Origin of the sequence: Pantoea leporis (assembly GCF_028048155.1) — a bacterium.
In the GTDB taxonomy this organism is placed as follows: domain Bacteria; phylum Pseudomonadota; class Gammaproteobacteria; order Enterobacterales; family Enterobacteriaceae; genus Pantoea; species Pantoea leporis.
Genome location: NZ_JALMEU010000008.1, coordinates 144,415 through 163,838, shown reverse-complemented (window position 1 = coordinate 163,838; position 19,424 = coordinate 144,415). Strand labels below are relative to the sequence as shown.

General features: G+C 56.0%; 18 protein-coding genes. 7 read left to right on the top strand and 11 right to left on the bottom strand.

The window, feature by feature from the left end:
* Positions 1 to 59 precede the first annotated feature (59 nt).
* From MWH02_RS18420 to pilM, 8 genes are all read right to left on the bottom strand, one after another.
* On the bottom strand, positions 60 to 1,097 hold the full coding sequence (locus tag MWH02_RS18420; protein WP_271461202.1) for an SPOR domain-containing protein: 1,038 nt from the start codon (positions 1,095 to 1,097) through the stop codon (positions 60 to 62).
* 64 nt (positions 1,098 to 1,161) lie between these two features.
* Positions 1,162 to 2,250 carry a 3-dehydroquinate synthase gene (gene aroB / locus MWH02_RS18415; RefSeq protein ID WP_271461201.1) on the bottom strand — a complete coding sequence of 363 codons (1,089 nt, stop codon included), beginning with the start codon at positions 2,248 to 2,250 and terminating at the stop codon, positions 1,162 to 1,164.
* A gap of 39 nt (positions 2,251 to 2,289) precedes the next feature.
* On the bottom strand, positions 2,290 to 2,811 hold the full coding sequence (gene aroK / locus MWH02_RS18410; RefSeq protein WP_008107887.1) for a shikimate kinase AroK: 522 nt from the start codon (positions 2,809 to 2,811) through the stop codon (positions 2,290 to 2,292).
* A 481-nt stretch (positions 2,812 to 3,292) separates the two neighbouring features.
* On the bottom strand, positions 3,293 to 4,552 hold the full coding sequence (hofQ, locus tag MWH02_RS18405; RefSeq protein WP_271461200.1) for a DNA uptake porin HofQ: 1,260 nt from the start codon (positions 4,550 to 4,552) through the stop codon (positions 3,293 to 3,295).
* A complete protein-coding gene (locus MWH02_RS18400; RefSeq protein ID WP_110867621.1) occupies positions 4,497 to 4,874 on the bottom strand; it encodes a HofP DNA utilization family protein in 378 nt (125 codons plus the stop codon). The genes hofQ and MWH02_RS18400 overlap by 56 nt, the downstream gene beginning before the upstream one ends.
* Complete coding sequence (locus tag MWH02_RS18395; protein WP_271461199.1) at positions 4,864 to 5,358, bottom strand: HofO family protein; 495 nt, start codon at positions 5,356 to 5,358, stop codon at positions 4,864 to 4,866. The genes MWH02_RS18400 and MWH02_RS18395 overlap by 11 nt, the downstream gene beginning before the upstream one ends.
* Positions 5,351 to 5,893, bottom strand: a complete 543-nt coding sequence (locus tag MWH02_RS18390) for a PilN domain-containing protein (protein ID WP_271461198.1) — start codon at positions 5,891 to 5,893, stop codon at positions 5,351 to 5,353. Before MWH02_RS18390 ends, MWH02_RS18395 begins: the two co-directional genes overlap by 8 nt.
* Positions 5,893 to 6,702, bottom strand: coding sequence for a type IV pilus biogenesis protein PilM (pilM, locus tag MWH02_RS18385; protein WP_271461197.1), 810 nt, complete (start codon positions 6,700 to 6,702; stop codon positions 5,893 to 5,895). Before pilM ends, MWH02_RS18390 begins: the two co-directional genes overlap by 1 nt.
* Positions 6,703 to 6,851: 149 nt before the next feature.
* Here pilM and mrcA point away from each other — a divergent pair, with 149 nt between their 5' ends.
* Positions 6,852 to 9,392, top strand: coding sequence for a peptidoglycan glycosyltransferase/peptidoglycan DD-transpeptidase MrcA (gene mrcA, locus MWH02_RS18380; RefSeq protein WP_271461196.1), 2,541 nt, complete (start codon positions 6,852 to 6,854; stop codon positions 9,390 to 9,392).
* A gap of 51 nt (positions 9,393 to 9,443) precedes the next feature.
* Here mrcA and nudE read toward each other — a convergent pair whose 3' ends face one another.
* Complete coding sequence (nudE, locus tag MWH02_RS18375) at positions 9,444 to 10,010, bottom strand: ADP compounds hydrolase NudE (protein ID WP_101762674.1); 567 nt, start codon at positions 10,008 to 10,010, stop codon at positions 9,444 to 9,446.
* 397 nt (positions 10,011 to 10,407) lie between these two features.
* Here nudE and MWH02_RS18370 point away from each other — a divergent pair, with 397 nt between their 5' ends.
* The 5 genes from MWH02_RS18370 (at position 10,408) to pckA (ending at position 16,481) form a co-directional block, all read left to right on the top strand.
* Positions 10,408 to 12,549, top strand: coding sequence for an intracellular growth attenuator family protein (locus MWH02_RS18370; protein WP_137386663.1), 2,142 nt, complete (start codon positions 10,408 to 10,410; stop codon positions 12,547 to 12,549).
* Between the two features lie 53 nt (positions 12,550 to 12,602).
* Positions 12,603 to 13,271 carry a GMP/IMP nucleotidase gene (gene yrfG, locus MWH02_RS18365; RefSeq protein ID WP_101762676.1) on the top strand — a complete coding sequence of 223 codons (669 nt, stop codon included), beginning with the start codon at positions 12,603 to 12,605 and terminating at the stop codon, positions 13,269 to 13,271.
* Between the two features lie 18 nt (positions 13,272 to 13,289).
* Entirely contained in the window at positions 13,290 to 13,691 is a 402-nt protein-coding gene (gene hslR, locus MWH02_RS18360; RefSeq protein WP_101762677.1) for a ribosome-associated heat shock protein Hsp15, read from the top strand.
* 24 nt (positions 13,692 to 13,715) lie between these two features.
* On the top strand, positions 13,716 to 14,588 hold the full coding sequence (gene hslO / locus MWH02_RS18355) for an Hsp33 family molecular chaperone HslO (RefSeq protein ID WP_192236974.1): 873 nt from the start codon (positions 13,716 to 13,718) through the stop codon (positions 14,586 to 14,588).
* Positions 14,589 to 14,861: 273 nt separating this feature from the next.
* Entirely contained in the window at positions 14,862 to 16,481 is a 1,620-nt protein-coding gene (gene pckA, locus MWH02_RS18350; protein WP_271461195.1) for a phosphoenolpyruvate carboxykinase (ATP), read from the top strand.
* 36 nt (positions 16,482 to 16,517) lie between these two features.
* Here pckA and envZ read toward each other — a convergent pair whose 3' ends face one another.
* Positions 16,518 to 17,882: a two-component system sensor histidine kinase EnvZ gene (envZ, locus tag MWH02_RS18345; protein ID WP_101762680.1), complete on the bottom strand. Its 1,365-nt coding sequence runs from the start codon at positions 17,880 to 17,882 to the stop codon at positions 16,518 to 16,520.
* The gene (ompR, locus tag MWH02_RS18340) at positions 17,879 to 18,598 is read right to left on the bottom strand and encodes an osmolarity response regulator transcription factor OmpR (RefSeq protein WP_001157751.1); all 720 of its coding nucleotides are present in this window, start codon (positions 18,596 to 18,598) and stop codon (positions 17,879 to 17,881) included. Before ompR ends, envZ begins: the two co-directional genes overlap by 4 nt.
* 512 nt (positions 18,599 to 19,110) lie before the next feature.
* On the opposite strand from ompR, the gene yjbE reads away from it, so the two are divergent.
* Positions 19,111 to 19,353: an exopolysaccharide production protein YjbE gene (yjbE, locus tag MWH02_RS18335; RefSeq protein WP_101762681.1), complete on the top strand. Its 243-nt coding sequence runs from the start codon at positions 19,111 to 19,113 to the stop codon at positions 19,351 to 19,353.
* Positions 19,354 to 19,424 lie beyond the last annotated feature (71 nt).

Genomic DNA, 19,424 nt, shown 5'->3' with positions numbered 1-19,424 from the left:
GGAACCGACAGCAGCTCTGCGCTTTAAACGGGGCCGCATTTTTGCGGCCCCACATCTCATTACTGGCTTTCTTTCTTCACCTGGCTAAGCGGTTTTACCCACGGATTGGCCGCACGCACTTCCGCTGGCAGCGATGCCACGGCGCGTTTCGCATCGGCTGGCGTGGCGTAAGCGCCGCTCACCAACACATACCAAGGTTCGCCGTTACGCGTGGTTTTATACACGTGATAACCGCTCAGGTTCTGTTTTCTCGCCCAGGCGTTCAGGCTCTCTTCTTTCGACGCACCGCTCAACTGCAGCGTGTAGTTTCCGCCCGACGGCAACGATTTGCTGGCACCGCTCGCACTGGCAGGCGCGGGATTACGCGTCGCGGTGGTGCGGGTGTTGTTCTCTTTCACAGCTGCTGGTTTAGTGGCGGCCGGTGTTTTATGCGGCGTCGACGCGTGCGTCTCGCGTGTACCATTGTTGCTGGTGCGCGCGGGGGTTTCTGAACGCATGGCTGGCGGCGTGATCGCTTTACCGTTGCCGCTGACTGTGGCCGGCGCGGTTGGCAGCGAGCTATTACCCTGCGCGCCTTGTGCTGCGGCATCGACAGAACCTTGCTGATTGTTCAGCGCACTATTGAGATCGCCCGGCAGCGTGACACGTTGTTGGTTAGCTGGCGTATCCACAGGCGCAGCTTGCGTCGGCGTCGAGGAGACCGATGGCATCGAGATGGATTGACCATCGCTGCCCGCTGGTGCAGTTGTGCCCGCGGTGTTTTGCGCTGCGCTGCCTTCAGCAGAAGGCGTGGCGTTTTGCTGGCCGCTCATGGACGTCGATCCCGAAAGGTCGATGTTCTTTTCGCTGCCACCGGCAGAAGGTGCCGCGCCATTATTTGCAGTATTGGTTGCGGGTTTCTTCTCATCTGGGCCGGTTAATGCTGAACCAATCCCCAGCACCACCAACAGCAGAACCAAAATACCAATGCCCATCATCATATGTTGACGGGAAACCGGTACTTTCACTTTCGGCGCAGAAGACGATTTGCGTGGCCGCGTCGGACGGCGGTCACTGGCGTCAGGTTTTAACTCGTCTTCCGGTTTGAACTCATCCATTTAGCCTCCTCCGTAAAACGACGCGCTTCCCACACGCCGCATCACCACTCATCACTTCTAATAATCAGGGTTTCTGGCAATCGTTAATTGCTGCCAGCACCATATCATGAGCCACACCGCCACGCACTTCAGAGCGGCCAATAGCGAGAGGCAGCACCAGACGCAGCTCGCCCGCCAGCACTTTCTTATCGCGCATCATGTGTGGCAAATAATCTTCCGCCGCCATGCTCGCCGGGCCATGTACAGGCAAACCAGCACGCAGCAGCAGTGCGATAATGCGATCGGTTTCAACCGAGGTGAACTGCCCTAAACGTTCAGCGGTACGTGCGGCCATCACCATGCCAGCCGACACCGCTTCGCCGTGCAGCCAGTTGCCGTAGCCCATGTGCGCCTCAACCGCATGACCAAAAGTATGGCCCAGATTGAGCAGTGCACGTACGCCGGTTTCGCGCTCATCAGCCGCAACCACTTCGGCTTTAAGCTCGCAGCAACGACGGATGCAGTAAGCCAGGGCTTTTTCATCCAGCGCCAGCAGAGCATCAAGATTTTGCTCTAGCCACTGGAAGAATTCGCCATCAAGGATAATGCCGTATTTGATCACTTCCGCCAGACCGGACGCTAATTCGCGCGGTGGCAGAGTGGCCAGGCAATGAGTATCCACTACGACAGACGCGGGCTGATAAAACGCCCCAATCATATTTTTGCCGAGTGGATGGTTTACCGCGGTTTTTCCACCGACGGAGGAGTCAACCTGAGACAACAACGTGGTCGGCACCTGAATAAAGCGCACGCCACGCTGATAGCTGGCTGCAGCAAATCCGGTTAAGTCACCAATCACGCCACCACCGAGTGCAATCAACGTGGTATCACGACCGTGCGGCTTTTTCAGCAGCGCGGTGAACACCTCGTCCATGACCGCCAGGGTTTTGTACTGCTCACCATCAGGCAAAATGACCTGATCTACCTTAATGCCGGCATTGCTGAGCAGCGCTGACAGGGGTTCAAGATAGATCGGCGCCAGGGTCTGGTTTGTCACCAGCATGGCATTGTCGCCTGCTTTGAGCGGCCAAAAAGAAGCCGGATCGTTAAACAGTCCGGCAGCGATGGTGATGGGGTAACTGCGATCCCCGAGTGAGACAGTGATCTTCTCCATGATGACCGATACCTATTGCTGAGCCCTCAGGGCGCTGGATTAGTTCTTTTCCAGCATGTTGATGATCTGATTGGCCACCACTTTTGCACTCTGATCGTCAGTGCGAATAGTGACATCAGCGATCTCTTCATAAAGCGGATTACGTTCACCAGCTAGCGCTTCCAGTACTTCGCGCGGCGGTGATTCAACCTGCAACAGCGGACGCTTTTTATCACGCTGGGTTCGTGCAAGTTGCTTTTCGATGGTGGTTTCAAGGTATACGACCACACCCCGGGCGGAGAGACGATTACGGGTCTCGCGGGATTTGACTGAGCCGCCACCGGTCGCGAGGACAATGCCTTGCTTCTCGGTCAGCTCATTAATGATCTTTTCTTCACGATCGCGGAAGCCTTCTTCGCCTTCCACATCAAATACCCAGCCTACATCCGCTCCGGTGCGTCGCTCAATTTCCTGATCGGAATCGAAAAATTCCATATTGAGTTGCTGAGCCAACTGACGACCAATAGTGCTTTTGCCGGCACCCATCGGCCCAACCAGAAAGATATTGCGTTTCTCTGCCATTTTATCGGTATTACTAAGAATTCGTTGATGATACCCCGCGTTCAGCATAGCTGGCGGGACAGGAACTGAGACCTCATGAGCGTTAACAAGAGTCAGACGGAAAATTATCTCAACACTCATGGCCGTTTGGCAACCGAATAAATTGCCCCCGGCGACCTCTTAACAGGACCGGTCTGTGGTTCGCGAGACGGTAACGCACCTCCGCTGATCCGCTATATTTCGTGCTACAGGCACGCTGGCCGGGGTCATCCACTGTCATCGCTTACCGATGTAAGCACAGTGCATTCACTCATTTAACGTCTTACTGGAGCTCGAATTATTTTGGCGATATTTCTTTTGACGTCAGTATCGCTTGTGACCAACGTCATTCGGAAGGTTATTCTGCCGCGTTCCGTTACACCGTTTTGAAAATCGCTAAACCTTGTAAGCTAATTCCAGCCCTGCGTCAACGCAGTTGGCCTCACAGAACGAATTTTCCGCTTTATCCGGCAGTAAGCGCTGCTTCCCTGACCAGTCTGGGAGTAATAAAGATCACCAGCTCCTTTTTCTTCTGCTCATCAGTTTGCTGACGGAACAAATTCCCTAATAAAGGCATATCGCCCAGCCAGGGCACGCGTTTTTCGCTCTGCGTACGCTGCTGCTGGAAAATGCCGCCCAGCGCTAAGGTTTCGCCATCGCGCAGCGTCACCTGAGTCTCGATCTCCTGCTTATCAATGCTCAGCACCTGGTTATCGCCAATGTTTACACTGCGCCCTGGCAAGTTCTGGCTCAGCCGCAGTTTGAGCTGGATGCGGCCATTTCCCAGCACCACCGGCGTCACTTCCATGCCTAAAACCGCTTCCTTAAATTCAATGGCGGTGGCACCGCTGTTGCCCGATTTCACCTCATAAGGGATTTCCGTGCCCTGTTTGATGCTGGCAGTTTGCTGATGCGAGGTAAACAAGCGCGGACTGGCGATGATTTCGATTTGGTTCTCCTGCTCCAGCGCACTCAATTCCAGATTGAGCAATTCGCCGCTGACCTGGCCCAGCGTCACGCCCGCGCGAAACGCCGGATTACTCACCGCAAGAGGAATCTCGAGCAGCGGGTTGCGCAACGCCTGCGTTACCACTTCTGCCGGTGACGTGCCCCAGTTAACACCTAACTCGCGCAGATGCTCTTCATTGATGGTGACGATATGTGCCGCGAGCTCAACCTGCTCGAGCGGCAAATCCAGCGCTTTTAACCAGCGCTCGGTGTCACGTAATGCCTCAGCCGTATCGCGCAGCAGCAAACTGTTGGTGCGGCTATCGACCGTGACGCTACCGCGCGGCGTCATCAACGAACGTTCGGCTTGCAGGCTGCGGTAAATATCGCTGGCGCTGGCGTAATGCAGCGTCACGGTTTGTTGTTCCAGCGGCGTTTGCTGCTTCTCCTCCTCACGCTCCACCTTTTCCTGTTGCGCCTGCTGCTGCTGCCAGCTTTCCGGATAGACCAGCAAAACGCCCTCTTCCTGCACCACGATGAGTTTTGCCAGCTGCGTCACCAGCGCGAGCGCGCGATCCCAGCCGACATTGTCTAAGCGCAGCGACAGCCGACCTTCAACGCCCGGCGCAATCAGCAGGTTGGTCTGCTGATAATCTGCCAGCGCCTGCAAAATGCGTTCAACCGGCGCATCATCAAACGTCAGACTTAATCGGTCGTCGTTAGCGCGCAGCGGCATGCTCAGACACAGCAGCATCAGTAACGTCATCCATTTCATAAAAACCTCCTTTTATTACCCATGTGATTTGCTGTGGCGTGCAGCTTTGTGCTGCGCTCAACACCAGCATGCGCGACGTAAGCTGCACGACTTGCCAGGGCGGCTGGGGAAAAGGCGCTTGATTATCCAGCCGATGGCTTTTGCCTTGAGGTGACACCAGCCACGCCACGTAGTGCGGCGCCGTGCCAATAATGCCCTGTAAGCGCCAGCCTTCTGGCGCAGCAACCTGCGTCTGACACAGCGTTGCTGCCAGCGGCTGGAAAGGATCGCGCGCCAGTGCCAGCGAGCTGCAGAGTAACAACAGCAAGGCGCTACTCCGCATCGTCACTCTCCAGCCACAGTTGCGTGTTCAATACGCCTTGCTCGGCTTGCAGCTGAAAGCGTTGTGGCACCGGTAATCGGGTGCTGGCTAGTTCACTAAACAGCGGCAGAAATTGCGGCCAGGCAAGCCTTAACTGCAGCTGCTGCGGCTGGCTATCCGGATGCCAGGCTTCCAGCTGATTGCCGCGCGCTGCCACGATTCGCTCCAGCGTTTGCTGAGTGCCGGTATCCTTCGTGGGTTGCTGCAGCAGGCTAATCTCGCTCTGCAACACATCAATCGCCGGAAGTGAAGCCAGCTGTTGCAACCGCTGTTGCTGCTGTTGACGCATCTGTTCCAGCTGCCGCGCTTGCGCTTCACGCATCTGCTGCTGCGGACGAAGCAGCACGATCCACGTCAGCGCAAACAGCCCCAGCGATAACGTCAAAAGTCCCAGCATGCGCAGCGGCAGCGTGAGCATCAGCCAGCGCTGCAGGAGTTCACTCATCGGCTACCTCCTGCACGCGCGCATGCAAAGCAAAACGATAGTCGCCGCCCGCTTCGCGCTTCACAGCGCCCTGCTTTACGCTGCTGAACAGCGGCTGAGTCATGAGCTGATGACGAAAATCACTGACCGCCGCCATGCTCTGCGCTTGCCCTTCCAGCACCAGTTGCCCTTGCCGACGTTCGAGGCGATTGAGCCACAAGGTGTCTGGCATTAACTCCGATAATTGCTGCCAAAAATGCTGCCAGCGCTGATGCTGATCTTGCCGTTGCAGCTGTGCCTGCTGCGCCTGAAGAAGTGATTCACGCAGCTTCAACAGCGATTGCTGCTGTTCCAGCTGTTGCTGCAGTGCGCTGAGGATAGAGGTGATATCCATCAGCGCGTCCGTTTGTTGCTGCCGTGCAATGACGCCGCGCCACCACAGTAATGAGAGGATCAGTAAGGTGCAGGCCAGCGTAAGCGACAGCAGCGAGAGACTCTGCTGGCGCCGCCGCTGCGATTGCTGGAGGCGCCAGGGAAGCAGGTTGACCGCCAGCATCAGACATCCTCCGGGCGCAGCGCCAGCCCAAGCGCGATGGCAAAAATACCTTCCTGTGCAGGCAACGGCGGTTGCAGATAGTGCAGCAGCGAAAACGGCTTGAAGCGTTTAACCTGCTCCTCAGGCAAAACCTGAGTTGAGGTGCAGAATACGCTTTCCATCTGCGGGAAGGTTTCGCGCAGCTGCGCGAGGGTGAGCGGTTCGGTGGCTGCGCCTGAAGTGGTGCTTTCCCCCACCAGCGTCCATAGCCAATGATCGCTAAGTGGATGAATCAATAAGTGGTTGTGGCGTAACGGCAGGCGCATGGCGATCTGCGTCAGCGCCAGGCTACTCAGCTCAAACACGTCCGGTCGCAGACCTGCCTGTTTGAGCGGCGTCAGCCATTGCGTAATCACCTCGCGCCGTGCCGCGGTAACGTAAAGCGGTGCATCCTTGCCCGGTGAGCGATAATCCAGCGACAGCGAAGCGGGTTCGACGGGAAACAGACGCTGCGCAGAAGCCGCCACATAGCGCCCCAGCGCGGGTTCACGCAGCGAGGTTTCCGGCAGCGGCAAAGTGCGTTGCAATACCAACTGCGGCGGCAGGCCAACGCGCAGTGAATAGCGCCTCGGCAGATGGCGCTGCCAGCGCCCTAACATATCCAGTAACGCAGGCGTGGTTTGCAGCACGCCGTTTCTTAACGTATCTTGCGGCAGCGTTTGTTGCCACCAGTGTCGCAACTGCCAACCATGACGTCGGCGTTCGATGCCAAGGGCACACAGTTGTCCGTTTTGGATATCCAGTCCAATTTGCCAGCGCTGAAAAGCCATACGCGCGATCTCCTTATCATTAAAAGGTCAGAGTGCTGATACCCCGGCAACTTCAAGCCTGACAGGTATATGAATGCGTCAGGCTTGTCTTTATACTACCGCGCGGTTGCTTATAAACTGCTCAAACGACAACAGATGGGAATTCTCAGGTGAAGTTCGTAAAGTATTTATTGATCCTTGCAGTGTGTTGCATTTTGCTGGGAGCCGGCACGGTTTATGGTTTGTACAAATACATAGAGCCGCAGCTGCCTGATGTGAACACATTGAAAGATGTGCGCCTGCAAACTCCTATGCAGGTTTACAGCGCGGATGGCGATCTAATCGCCCAGTACGGCGAGAAGCGCCGTGTCCCGCTGACCCTACAACAGATGCCGCCTGAGTTAATCAAAGCGTTTATTGCCACCGAAGATAGCCGTTTCTACGAGCATCACGGTGTCGATCCGGTGGGGATTTTCCGTGCAGCCAGCATTGCGCTGATGTCCGGCCACGCCTCGCAGGGCGCCAGTACCATTACTCAACAGCTGGCGCGTAACTTCTTCCTCAGCCCGGAACGCACCTTGATGCGTAAGATTAAGGAAGCGTTCCTCGCGATCCGTATCGAACAGCTGCTGAGCAAAGATGAAATCCTTGAGCTCTATCTCAACAAGATTTATCTCGGCTATCGCGCGTACGGCGTGGGCGCGGCGGCGCAGGTCTACTTTGGTAAACCTATTAATCAACTGTCGCTGAGTGAAATGGCGATGATTGCTGGGTTGCCAAAAGCACCTTCGACGTTCAACCCGCTCTATTCTCATACGCGTGCGCTGGCGCGTCGTAATGTGGTGCTGGCGCGTATGCTGGATCAAAACTACATCACGCAGCAGCAATATAACGAAGCGCGTAACTCGCCGCTGACGGCCAGCTATCACGGCCCGGAAATCGCCTTCTCTGCACCTTACTTAAGTGAAATGGTGCGTCAGGAGATGGTGAAGCGTTATGGCGATAAAGCCTATGAAGATGGTTACAAGGTCTACACCACCGTCACCCGCCATCTGCAGGAAGCCGCACAGCAGGCGGTGCGTAACAATGTGATGGCGTATGACATGCGCCACGGCTATCGCGGTCCAACCAATGTGCTGTGGAAAGTGGGCGAAGCGAGCTGGGATCAAACCCGCATCCAGAATGCGCTGAAAAATCTGCCAACTTACGGACCGCTGAATGCTGCGGTGATCACCAGCGCCAGCGCCGATCACGCCACGGCGATGCTGAAAGATGGCAGCAGCGTTACGCTGAATATGGCCGGCGTACGCTGGGCACGCGCTTACAAATCTGACACGCTGCAAGGCCCAACGCCGCGCAGCGTGACGCAGGTGCTGCAGACCGGCCAGCAGATTTGGGTGCGTAAAGTGAATGACGACTGGTGGCTCGGCCAGGTTCCGGCGGTGAACTCGGCGCTGGTGTCACTCAATCCAGAAGATGGTGCGGTTCGCGCGCTGGTCGGCGGTTTCGATTTCAATCAGAGCATGTTCAACCGCGCAACCCAGGCGCTGCGTCAGGTGGGTTCCAACATCAAACCCTTCCTGTATACCGCAGCGATGGATCGCGGTTTAACGCTGGCATCGATTCTCAACGACGTGCCGATTTCGCGCTGGGATGCCGGTGCGGGTGCTGACTGGCGTCCGAAGAACTCACCGCCAACGTATGCAGGTCCAATCCGTTTGCGTCAAGGCTTAGGCGAGTCGAAAAACGTGGTGATGGTACGTGCGATGCGTGCGATGGGCGTTGATTACGCGGCGGAATATCTGCAGCGTTTCGGCTTCCCGGCGCAGAACATCGTGCATACCGAATCGTTAGCCTTAGGCGCGGCGTCCTTTACCCCAATGCAGGTGGTACGCGGCTACGCGGTGATGGCGAACGGCGGCTTCCTGATTGATCCTTACTTCATCGCGAAGATCGAGAATGAACAAGGCGGCGTGATCTTCGAAGAAAAACCGAAGATTGCCTGTCCGCAGTGCAACCTGCCGGTGATCTATGGCGATACCAAAAAGTCGGTCGCGTTGAATGAAGAGAGCGTCGAGAATGTCGCGACCTCCGATCAATCGCAGAACCAAACCGTGCCGCAACCGGAGCTGGAGCAAGTGCCTGCACAGCCGGGTGGCGAGCAGCAGTATGCTCCGCACGTGATCAACACGCCGCTGTCATTCCTGATCAAGAGCGCGCTGAACACCAACATCTTCGGCGAGCCGGGCTGGATGGGAACGGGCTGGCGTGCCGGTCGTGACCTGAAGCGTAACGATATCGGCGGCAAAACCGGTACCACCAACAGCTCGAAAGATGCGTGGTTCTCTGGTTATGGTCCGGGCGTGGTGACGTCGGTGTGGATTGGTTTCGATGATTCGCGCGCGTTGGGTCGATCCACCATGTCAGGTGCGATACCGGATCAAATCTCCGGTTACGAAGGCGGCGCGAAGAGTGCACAGCCAGCATGGGATGACTATATGAAATCCGCGCTGGAAGGCGTGCCGGTACAACCGCTGACACCGCCAGATGGCGTGGTCACCGTTAACATCGATCGCGGCACCGGCAAGTTGGCTAACGGCGGTAACTCGCGTCAGGAGTACTTCATCAACGGCACCCAGCCAACCGAGTATTCGGTGCATGATGTCGGCACCACCCTCATGGACAACGGCGAAAGCCACGAACTGTTCTGATCAAAAAAGCCGGCAAATGCGCCGGCTTTCTTTTTTTAATGATGATGCAATTTAGTAGCTTAAACGGCCCTGCTTCACCAGCCACTCACGCACCATAAACAGCGCGCTGACGTTACGCGCTTCGCGGAAGTCGGGTTCATCCAGCAGCGCCAGCAGATTATTTAGCGGCCAGCGATGGACAATTAGCGGCTCCGGCTCATCACCTTCCAGCTTCTCTTCGTACAAACCTTCCGCCACCACGATGTTCATCTTGCTGGAGAAATATGAGGGCGCCATGGTCAGCTTGCCCAGCGCTTCCAGTTTGGTGGCACCAAATCCCGCTTCTTCTTTCAGTTCACGATCGGCGGCTTCAAAGGCGCTTTCGCCAGGATCGATTAGCCCTTTAGGAAAGCCCAGTTCATAGCTTTCCAGACCGACGGCGTACTCCTGGATCAGGATCACGTCATCGCCAATAATCGGCACAATCATCACCGCTTCACGGTCGGAAGGTTTCATCCGCTCATAGACGCGTCGCGCGCCATTGCTGAAAGCGAGATCGACCGCTTCGATGGTGAACAGGCGGGAGCGGGCCACCGCTGCCACATTGAGGATGTCAGGTTTTTTCATTGGGGTTTTCATATCAGCCTCAAACTTAGCACAACCCTGTGAAACGTGATGACGCCAGCATACCGAAGCCAGAACTATTGTGCGACACGCAGCGTAAGTAAACTATGGTGACACACATTCACTTATGGCTGCTAACAACTTCTTGTTATCTATGCAGTTAAAAATTCACAATAAGTCAACGGTGTTGGGTTAAATTCAGAAAATACCGATATTTAGTTGAGTCATGTCTGGTTAACATCCCGTTAAGGAATGATCTAACAAACTATAATTAAATGATTTTGCGCGTTATTTTATCTGACTTTTCCCTTGTCAGAATGACATCTGCTCGCCAAAATTGACTTGTATTGATGGATTCACCGGGAGTAATTCGTTAACGTGAAGGCAGTTTTTTGGCTGGATTGAGCAAAGCATGAGCACTTATATTGTCATTCTGGCTGTCATGCTCGCCTGTTCCTTATTAGCAGGTATCGGCTATTGGTTCGCTATGCGGCATCGTCCGCCGTTGGCGAAACCACTGCCGTTTATCAGTCCGCCTAATCGCAAGCTCACCGACGAAGAACGCGCTGCCGTTGAAAAGTACATCGCGCTACTAGTGAAACAGCAGCAACACAGCAGCGCGCGATCCGCAAAGAAGCCGCGCGAACCTCAAGCGCTGACGCTCACCGCGCAAAGCAACAATGTTTATCCTGTCACCCGCTCCATCACCCGCTATGGCCTCTCCACCGACGATCCGCAGAAGTGGCGCTACTATCTCGATGAAGTCGAAGTGCATCTTCCGCCGCTTTGGGAACAGTACATAGCCGAAGAGAACCACGTAGAGCTGATCCGCACGCAAACGCTGCCGCTGGTGATTTCGCTTAACGGACATTCGCTGGTGAATTACGCGGTAGAACAACCGGCGCTGCCGCCACTGGTGCGTCCGATGTCCACTAACGCGTCGATTCGTAAAGAAGAGAGCGAGAATGTTGAGCTGCTGCAGGTACGCAAAGAGACCTCAGAAGAGTATCAGCTTTCTCGCGCCGACGGCACGCGTGAAGCGGTCGCCATCTGTTTCGCTTTCCTGCTGTTCTTCCTGAGTCTGGTGCTGCCCGGCAGCCTGATGGGCTGGATTGCGCTGCTCGGCTGCCTGATGATCGCCGTTAGCCTGTGGTTCCTCTATCGCTTCCCTGGCGCCAAAGGTTTGCGCGATGTGCATTGCCTGCGCGGTGCGCCCAAGCGCTGGGGCCTGTTTGGTGAATCCAATCAGGAGCAGAGCAACATCTCGCTGGGCATTATTGATTTAATCTATCCCGCGCACTGGCAGCCGTATGTAGCGCACGATTTAGGCCAAACCACCGACGTCGATATGTACCTCAATCGTCAGGTAGTGCGTCAGGGTCGCTTCCTGTCGCTGCAGGATGAAGTGCGTAACTTCCCGGTGCAGCGCTGGCGTAAAAATCTGGTACTGGCGTGCGGCTCGCTGCTGGTGCTGGTCATGCTATTCACCTGGATTCCTCTCAGCATGCCGATCAAACTCAGCCTTGCGTGGGTGAAAGGCACCGAGAGCATTGAAGTGAATAGCGTGGATAAGCTGAATGCGCTGCCGCTACACATCGGCGACATTTTGAAAGTGGGTGGCACCGGCATGTGTTCGGTACCGGGCAATTATCAAAGCAATCGCAGCTACGCCTACATGCCGTTCGACTGCTCGGCGATTTACTGGAATAACGCCGCGCCGCTGCCACAGCCGCAATCGGAGATCATCGATAAAGCCTCGGCGCTGCTCGATACCACCACGCGCCAGCTGCATCCGGAAACCAATACCGATCCCAAACTCAATCCGCAGCTCGCCTCGGCGATTCAGAAATCGGGCATGATTCTGCTGGATGACTTCTCGGATCTGGTGCTGAAAACCCAAGATCTGTGCAGCCAGCAGCAGGATTGCGTACGCCTGAAAAATGCGCTGGTGAATCTCGGCAACGCCAAAGATTGGGATTCACTGATTCACCGTGCGGATTCTGGCAAGCTGAATGGCATGAACGTCCTGCTGCGTCCGGTGAGTGCCGAAGCGCTGGAAAATCTGGTGAACACCGCCACCTCCAGCTTCTTCGCGCGTGAAACGCGTCGTGCGGCTGAAAACCTCAATAGTCCACCGCCGGGCGGCTTCCTGATTGTCAGTGATGAAGGTCGTCAGATGGTGATGCAGCCGCAGCCGTCGGTACCGCTGTTCGATCTTGATGCGCCTTCGCAATGGCGCGAACTGCAACGCATGTCTGGCATGCTGCTGCATACGCCATTCGCCGCCAGCGGCATCATCACCAGTATTACCACCGATGCCAACGGCACACGCCATATCGCGCTGCATAACGAGCCGGATGCCATGGCGCAATGGCGCTATTTGGGTACCACGCTGTTGATGCTGGTGCTGATTGCCAGCGCGGTGATCAACGGCTTGCTGGCGCTGCGTCGTATTCATCGCAATCGCCTGCGCATGGCGGAAATTCAGCAGTATTACGATAAGTGCTTCAACCACAATCTGAACACTATGCAGAGCGTGCGCTCGCTATTCTGAGCCCTCTCCTTCTGTGCTACCCTGTCGCCCACTTTTTTGCGGCGAGAAAGACAATGCAGGTTACGCTTAACTGGTCAGAGATTGATACCGTGCTGCTGGATATGGACGGCACCTTGCTCGATCTCGCCTTTGATCGCCACTTCTGGCTGGAACACGTTCCGGAAACCCTGAGCCGCGAACGCGCCATCACGCTGGGCGAAGCGCATCAGCTGATTGAGCAGAAATACCAGGCCGTGGTGCATACGCTAAACTGGTATTGTCTCGATTACTGGTCGCAGGAACTGGCGCTGGATATTCGCGCCATGACGTGGGAGAAGCGCCACCGCGCGGCAATGCGTGAAGATACGCTGCCGCTATTGCAGGCGCTGCGTGCCGCAGGTAAGCGCACGATTCTGTTGACCAATGCGCATCCTTACAATCTGGATGTGAAACTGGAGCAGACCGGATTAGCTGCCCACCTTGATTTATTACTTTCCACCCATACCTTTGGATATCCGAAAGAGGATCCGCGTCTCTGGCAAGCCGTTCAGCAACACACTGCGTTTGACAGCGCGCGCACGCTATTCATTGATGACAGCGAAGCGATTCTGGATGCAGCAACACGCTGGGGCATCCGCTGGTGCTTAGGCGTCAGCAATCCGGATTCCGGTCGGCCCGATCAATCTTTCCAGCGTCATCCGGCGGTACGCGATTATCGCCAATTGTGTGAGACGCTGCGTTAAAGCAGGAGCCGCAATACCATGAAAGAGAAAGTGAGCGAAGGCGTGCGCCTCGACAAATGGCTGTGGGCCGCACGCTTCTACAAAACGCGTGCGCTGGCACGCGAAATGGTCGAAGGCGGCAAAGTGCATTACAACGGTCAGCGCAGCAAGCCGAGCAAACTGGTGGAGCTCAATGCTGAATTGACGCTGCGTCAGGGCAACGATGAGCGCACCGTGGTGATCACCGCCGTGACCGATCAGCGTCGTCCGGCCAGCGAAGCCCAGGCGCTGTATGCCGAAACCGCCGCCAGCATCGACAAGCGCGAGAAAACCGCGCTGGCACGCAAGATGAATGCCTTAACCATGCCGCACCCCGATCGCCGCCCGGATAAGAAAGAGCGCCGCGATCTGATGAAATTTAAATTGTCGGGTGATAAATAACGCGCCCCCAACGAGAGAAACACTATGTCTGCAAACGATCAACTGCACCGTTACCTGTTCGAAAACGTCGCCGTGCGCGGCGAGCTGGTCAATGTGAGCGAAACCTGGCGTGAAATCGTCGAAAATCACAACTACGTTGAGCCGGTAAAAACCTTGCTGGGCGAGCTGCTGGTAGCCACCAGCCTGCTAACGGCAACGCTGAAGTTTGACGGTGATATCACGGTGCAGTTACAGGGCGACGGTCCGCTGACGCTGGCGGTGATCAACGGTAACAACCGTCAGGAGTTGCGTGGCGTGGCGCGCGTGCAAGAAGACGCGGAGATCGCACCCGGCAGCAGCCTGAAAGAGATGGTCGGCAACGGCTATCTGGTGATCACCATTTCGCCAGAGAAAGGCGAGCGCTATCAGGGCGTGGTTGGCCTGGAAGCAGATACGCTGGCGGGTTGTCTGGAAGATTACTTCATGCGTTCTGAGCAGTTGCCAACGCGCCTGTTTATCCGCACCAGCGACAAAGGCGCAGCCGGCATTCTGCTGCAGGTGCTGCCAGCGCAAGAGCCGAGCCTGGATGATTTCAATCACCTCGCCACGCTGACCGAAACCGTGAAGAGCGAAGAGCTGATTGAGCTGCCCGCCACCGACGTGCTGTGGCGCCTGTATCATCAGGAAGAAGCCACCGTGTTCGATCCGTCGCCAGTCAGCTTCAAGTGCACCTGTTCACGCGAGCGCTGCGGTGAAGTGCTGAGCACGCTGCCGGTTGAGGAAGTGGACGAAATCCTCGCAGAGGATGGCGAAATCGATATGAATTGCGACTATTGCGGATCGCATTACGTGTTCGATGCAGTGGATATTGCCGCCATTCGTAACGCGCCAACCAACAACAGCGATCACGTGCATTAATTACCTGCCGGGCGGTTCATCCGCCCGCATTCATGCTGAACGTATCCCTATCATTTATCACGGTTATTAGCTAAATAACGCTGACTTTAGTTTCATAAGTGGCAGATTTCTCTACTTGTCACGTTCCAGCTCGCATTTCTGACTATCTTCTCTTTTCCGCTGTGCTCAGAAGAGTACACTGCGCGCGATCTGCCCTGCGTGGCTATGCAGGCAGGCGGCAGAATCACCCATAAAAAATATGCAGTAACAGATACCGATTAAAGGAGCAGTCACATGCGCGTTAACGGCCTGACATCGCAAGACCTCGCCTCTATGGGCATCAGTGGCACCACCGAAGTGGTGTACAACCCTGATTTCGACACCCTGTTTCAGGAAGAAACTCGCCCAGAGCTGGAAGGTTATGCGCGAGGCATTCTGACGCAGAGCGGTGCTATTGCCGTGGATACCGGCATCTTCACGGGTCGCTCGCCAAAAGATAAGTACATCGTTCGGGATGACACCACGCGCGACACGCTGTGGTGGAACGATGTCGGCAACGGTAAAAATGATAACCAGCCGCTGTCACAGGAAACCTGGCAGGCGTTGAAAGATCGCTGCACCCAGCAGCTTTCCGGCAAACGCCTGTTTGTGATTGATGCGTTCTGCGGTGCCAATCCTGACACGCGCCTCAGCGTGCGCTTCGTGATGGAAGTGGCCTGGCAGGCGCACTTCGTCAAAAACATGTTTATCCGTCCGAGCGAAGCCGAACTGGCTGACTTCAAACCGGATTTCGTGGTGATGAACGCCGCGCAGTGCACCAATCCAGACTGGCTGGCGCAAGGTCTGCACTCCGAGAACTTCGTCGCCTTCAACCTGACCGAGCGCATGCAGCTGATTGGCGGCACCTGGTACGGCGGCGAGATGAAGAAAGGGCTGTTCGCCATCATGAACTACCTGCTGCCGCTGAAAGGCATCGCTTCAATGCACTGTTCGGCTAATGTCGGCAAAGCGGGCGATGTGGCGGTGTTCTTCGGCCTGTCCGGCACCGGTAAAACCACATTGTCCACCGATCCGGATCGCCAGCTGATTGGCGATGACGAACACGGCTGGGATGACGACGGCGTGTTCAATTTTGAAGGCGGCTGCTACGCCAAAACCATCAATCTGTCTGAGCAGGCGGAGCCGGAGATCTACCGGGCGATTCGCCGCAATGCGCTGCTGGAAAATGTGGTGGTGCGCGCCGATGGCAGCGTGGATTACGCCGACGGCAGCAAGACCGAGAACACCCGCGTCTCTTATCCGATCGAGCATATTGAGAACATCGTGCAGCCGGTGTCGAAAGCGGGCCATGCGAAGCGGGTGATTTTCCTTACCGCCGATGCCTTTGGCGTGCTGCCGCCGGTTTCACGCTTGACGCCAGAACAGACGCAATACCATTTCCTGTCTGGCTTTACCGCCAAACTGGCCGGCACCGAGCGCGGCGTCACGCAGCCAACGCCCACCTTCTCTGCCTGCTTTGGCGCGGCGTTCCTGACGCTGCACCCAACGCAATATTCCGACGTGCTGGTGAAGCGCATGGAAGCGGCAGGTGCGCAGGCGTATCTGGTGAATACCGGCTGGAACGGCAGCGGCAAGCGCATTTCGTTGAAAGACACGCGCGCCATCATCAATGCGATTCTGGCTGGGGAGCTGGATGAGGTTGAGACTGACACCTTGCCGGTGTTCAACCTGCAGATGCCTAAAGTTCTGCCGCAGGTGGATAGCGCGATTCTCGATCCGCGCCGCAGCTGGCCGACAGAAGCGGCCTGGCAGCAAGCCGCGCAGGATCTGGCGCAGCGCTTTATTACTAACTTTGAGAAATATACCGATAACGATGCGGGTAAAGCGTTAGTGCAGGCGGGTCCGCAGTTGTGATGTGAAAACCCGGTGGGCATAAATGCCCGCCGGGTATCACGCACTGTGATTGATACTCGCTACCGCCGTAGCGCTGCTGCCTTCCGGAATCGGCAACCAGGCACGAATCCGCAATCCGCCCCGGTCGCTGTCACCAATCTCCAGCGAGCCTTCATGCGCATCGATAATACGCTGCACAATCGCCAAACCGAGACCGGTGCCGCTGGTACTGCGCGCGCTGTCGCCGCGCACAAACGGCTGGAACAGATGCTGTAGCTGATCCGGCTTGATGCCCGGACCATCATCCTCCACCTGGAACCACGCGCGGTTCAGCTCCTTGCCGCTGCTGACCTTAATCCATCCATTGCCATAACGCGCCGCGTTGACCACCAGATTCGCCAGCGCGCGCTTGATGGACAGCGGGTTGATATCCAGCATCAAATCCTCGGACATCACCGCGTTCTCAATCTCGCGCTCGTAGCCGCTCTCTGCCGCCACCACTTCGCCCAGCACGCTGTTCAGGTCGGCACGCTCGGTCTGCATCTCCTGACCGGTACGCAGATAGTCGATGAACTGCTCGATAATCGCGTTGCACTCTTCGATATCTTTGTTGATCGACTCCGCCAGATAACCATCCTGCTCGCCCATCATCTCAGTAGCGAGACGAATGCGCGTCAGCGGCGTACGCAAATCGTGGCTGACACCCGCCATTAACAAGGTACGATCGTCGGCCAACTGCTTCACACCGGCCGCCATTTGGTTAAACGCCCGCGTCACCGAACGCACTTCCGACGCGCCGTATTCACGCAGCGGCGGTGGAATGATGCCTTTACCGACCTGCAACGCCGCATGCTCCAGATCCACCAGGGGTCGGTTCTGGATGCGGATAAACAGCCAGGCGCCGCCAATCGCCAGCAGCATAATCGCCAGCGTGTAGCGGAACAGCGGTGAGAAGTCGCCCTGATGGATTTCGGTGAGCGGCACGCGCACCCAGATATCCGGCGACAGCCAGGTTTTCAGCCACACCACCGGCGAATTTTTATTTACCTCGACACGGACATCGGTAGGACCGCCCAGCTGCTGGCCCATCTGCTCACTGAGGAATTCGTAATGTTGCGCCCAGCGCAAACCGCTCTCTTCCGCCGCCGCGTTGGTATACAACGAGATGCCCAGCTCACGATAAATTTCGCGTCGAAAGGCCGGTGGCACTTCCAACTGCGTTCCGTCTTCCAGCTGCAGCCGATCGGTCATCAACATACGCACTTCGTACGCGAGGACCTTATTGAACTGCTGCAAGCTGGGAAGAATGGCGAAATTGAGCACCACCAAATAGGTTGTTACCAGGCTGACGAACAGCAAGGTAACAATCAATAACAAGGTGCGGGCAAACGAACTGCGGGGTGAGAAGCGCAATCGCCTCATGCTTTGCTGCCGTCCGGAACGAATACGTAGCCAAGACCCCAAACGGTCTGAATGTAACGTGGATGCGCCGGATCTTCTTCCACCATGCGGCGCAGACGCGAGATCTGCACGTCGATGGAGCGTTCCATGGCGCTGTATTCACGGCCACGCGCCAGGTTCATCAGCTTATCGCGTGACAGCGGCTCACGCGGATGGCTCACCAGCGCTTTCAGCACGGCAAACTCACCGCTGGTCAGCGGCATTGGCTCATCTTCACGGAACATCTCGCGGGTGCCGAGGTTCAGCTTAAACTTACCGAAGGCGATAACCGCTTCTTCCTGCGAAGGCGCGCCCGGCAACTCATTGGCCTGACGACGCAATACGGCACGAATACGCGCCAGCAGTTCGCGCGGGTTAAACGGTTTTGGAATGTAGTCATCCGCACCGATTTCCAGACCGACGATACGATCCACTTCTTCGCCTTTCGCGGTGACCATGATGATCGGCATCGGGTTGCTTTGACTGCGTAAACGGCGGCAGATAGACAAACCATCTTCGCCCGGCAGCATCAAGTCGAGCACCATCAAGTGGAAGGATTCGCGGGTTAACAGTCGGTCCATTTGCTCGGCGTTGGCAACGCTACGCACCTGAAAGCCCTGCTCGGTGAGATAGCGCTCCAGCAACGCACGCAAACGCATATCATCATCGACGACCAGAATTTTGTAGTTCTCTTGCATGTTCAACTCCCAAAGGCGCCATTGCCTGAGCCAATATTGTTAAAAAAAGAGGCCTCAGTGTGACAGTCATTAATGGTTTATATTCTAGCCGAAATTGTTACAAAGCATATTAAACAGCAGCTTATATTTATTTTTGACTCTGAAATGCGCTTCGCTTCGCGTTTTTTATCTGTGCTTTCAAGCCGCTTAGCGCTTATCTGAAAATTTGGCGCATTTTCTTTCTGTTACTGGTTCATGACAAAAAATCCCGCCGCCAGAGAGGCGTTCAGGGCGATTTGACTTAAGGTGATGGTGAAGAATAGGCCTGAGTTGGAGTGATGGCAGCATAAAATAGGGCATTTCTCTTGCGGAATGCGCATCTGTTTTCGGAACAATTCCCGAGCGATGAAAAACAAGGCCAGTGTTAAATTAATTCCTACAAATCAATCAGTAATCTCCTCTTTCCTCTCTTCTCTCGATCTCCGACACTGGATTCGTACCTGTTGTTATTGAGTTCATGTGGAGAGAGAAAAATGAAAAAAACGGTAATTCTGCTGGGCGCACTGGTACTGACCAGCTTCACTCAGGTTCAGGCGGCCACCAGCGCGGGCGAAGCGGCTGGCGCGCAGGCATCCACGACGGCGAAGGGTAACTCGGACGCGATCGGTGTTGGCGCTGTAGGCGCGCTGCTCGGCGTGGCGCTGGCGACCATGGGCGGCGGCGACAAAGGTGGCAGCGGTACCTCAACCACCACCGCGACCCAGGCCGGTAAATAACGCATCACGGCCGTACCGTTAATCTCTGCCATTTAATACCGCACATTTCGTAGCGGCGCGATTTATCGCGC

Bases quoted from the DNA above. Each gene is read 5' to 3' on its own strand.
- MWH02_RS18420 (WP_271461202.1), bottom strand. From the start codon at position 1,097: ATGGATGAGTTCAAACCGGAAGACGAGTTAAAACCTGACGCCAGTGAC.
- aroB (WP_271461201.1), bottom strand. From the start codon at position 2,250: ATGGAGAAGATCACTGTCTCACTCGGGGATCGCAGTTACCCCATCACC.
- aroK (WP_008107887.1), bottom strand. From the start codon at position 2,811: ATGGCAGAGAAACGCAATATCTTTCTGGTTGGGCCGATGGGTGCCGGC.
- hofQ (WP_271461200.1), bottom strand. From the start codon at position 4,552: ATGAAATGGATGACGTTACTGATGCTGCTGTGTCTGAGCATGCCGCTG.
- MWH02_RS18400 (WP_110867621.1), bottom strand. From the start codon at position 4,874: ATGCGGAGTAGCGCCTTGCTGTTGTTACTCTGCAGCTCGCTGGCACTG.
- MWH02_RS18395 (WP_271461199.1), bottom strand. From the start codon at position 5,358: ATGAGTGAACTCCTGCAGCGCTGGCTGATGCTCACGCTGCCGCTGCGC.
- MWH02_RS18390 (WP_271461198.1), bottom strand. From the start codon at position 5,893: ATGCTGGCGGTCAACCTGCTTCCCTGGCGCCTCCAGCAATCGCAGCGG.
- pilM (WP_271461197.1), bottom strand. From the start codon at position 6,702: ATGGCTTTTCAGCGCTGGCAAATTGGACTGGATATCCAAAACGGACAA.
- nudE (WP_101762674.1), bottom strand. From the start codon at position 10,010: ATGAAAACCCCAATGAAAAAACCTGACATCCTCAATGTGGCAGCGGTG.
- MWH02_RS18370 (WP_137386663.1), top strand. From the start codon at position 10,408: ATGAGCACTTATATTGTCATTCTGGCTGTCATGCTCGCCTGTTCCTTA.
- yrfG (WP_101762676.1), top strand. From the start codon at position 12,603: ATGCAGGTTACGCTTAACTGGTCAGAGATTGATACCGTGCTGCTGGAT.
- hslR (WP_101762677.1), top strand. From the start codon at position 13,290: ATGAAAGAGAAAGTGAGCGAAGGCGTGCGCCTCGACAAATGGCTGTGG.
- hslO (WP_192236974.1), top strand. From the start codon at position 13,716: ATGTCTGCAAACGATCAACTGCACCGTTACCTGTTCGAAAACGTCGCC.
- pckA (WP_271461195.1), top strand. From the start codon at position 14,862: ATGCGCGTTAACGGCCTGACATCGCAAGACCTCGCCTCTATGGGCATC.
- envZ (WP_101762680.1), bottom strand. From the start codon at position 17,882: ATGAGGCGATTGCGCTTCTCACCCCGCAGTTCGTTTGCCCGCACCTTG.
- ompR (WP_001157751.1), bottom strand. From the start codon at position 18,598: ATGCAAGAGAACTACAAAATTCTGGTCGTCGATGATGATATGCGTTTG.
- yjbE (WP_101762681.1), top strand. From the start codon at position 19,111: ATGAAAAAAACGGTAATTCTGCTGGGCGCACTGGTACTGACCAGCTTC.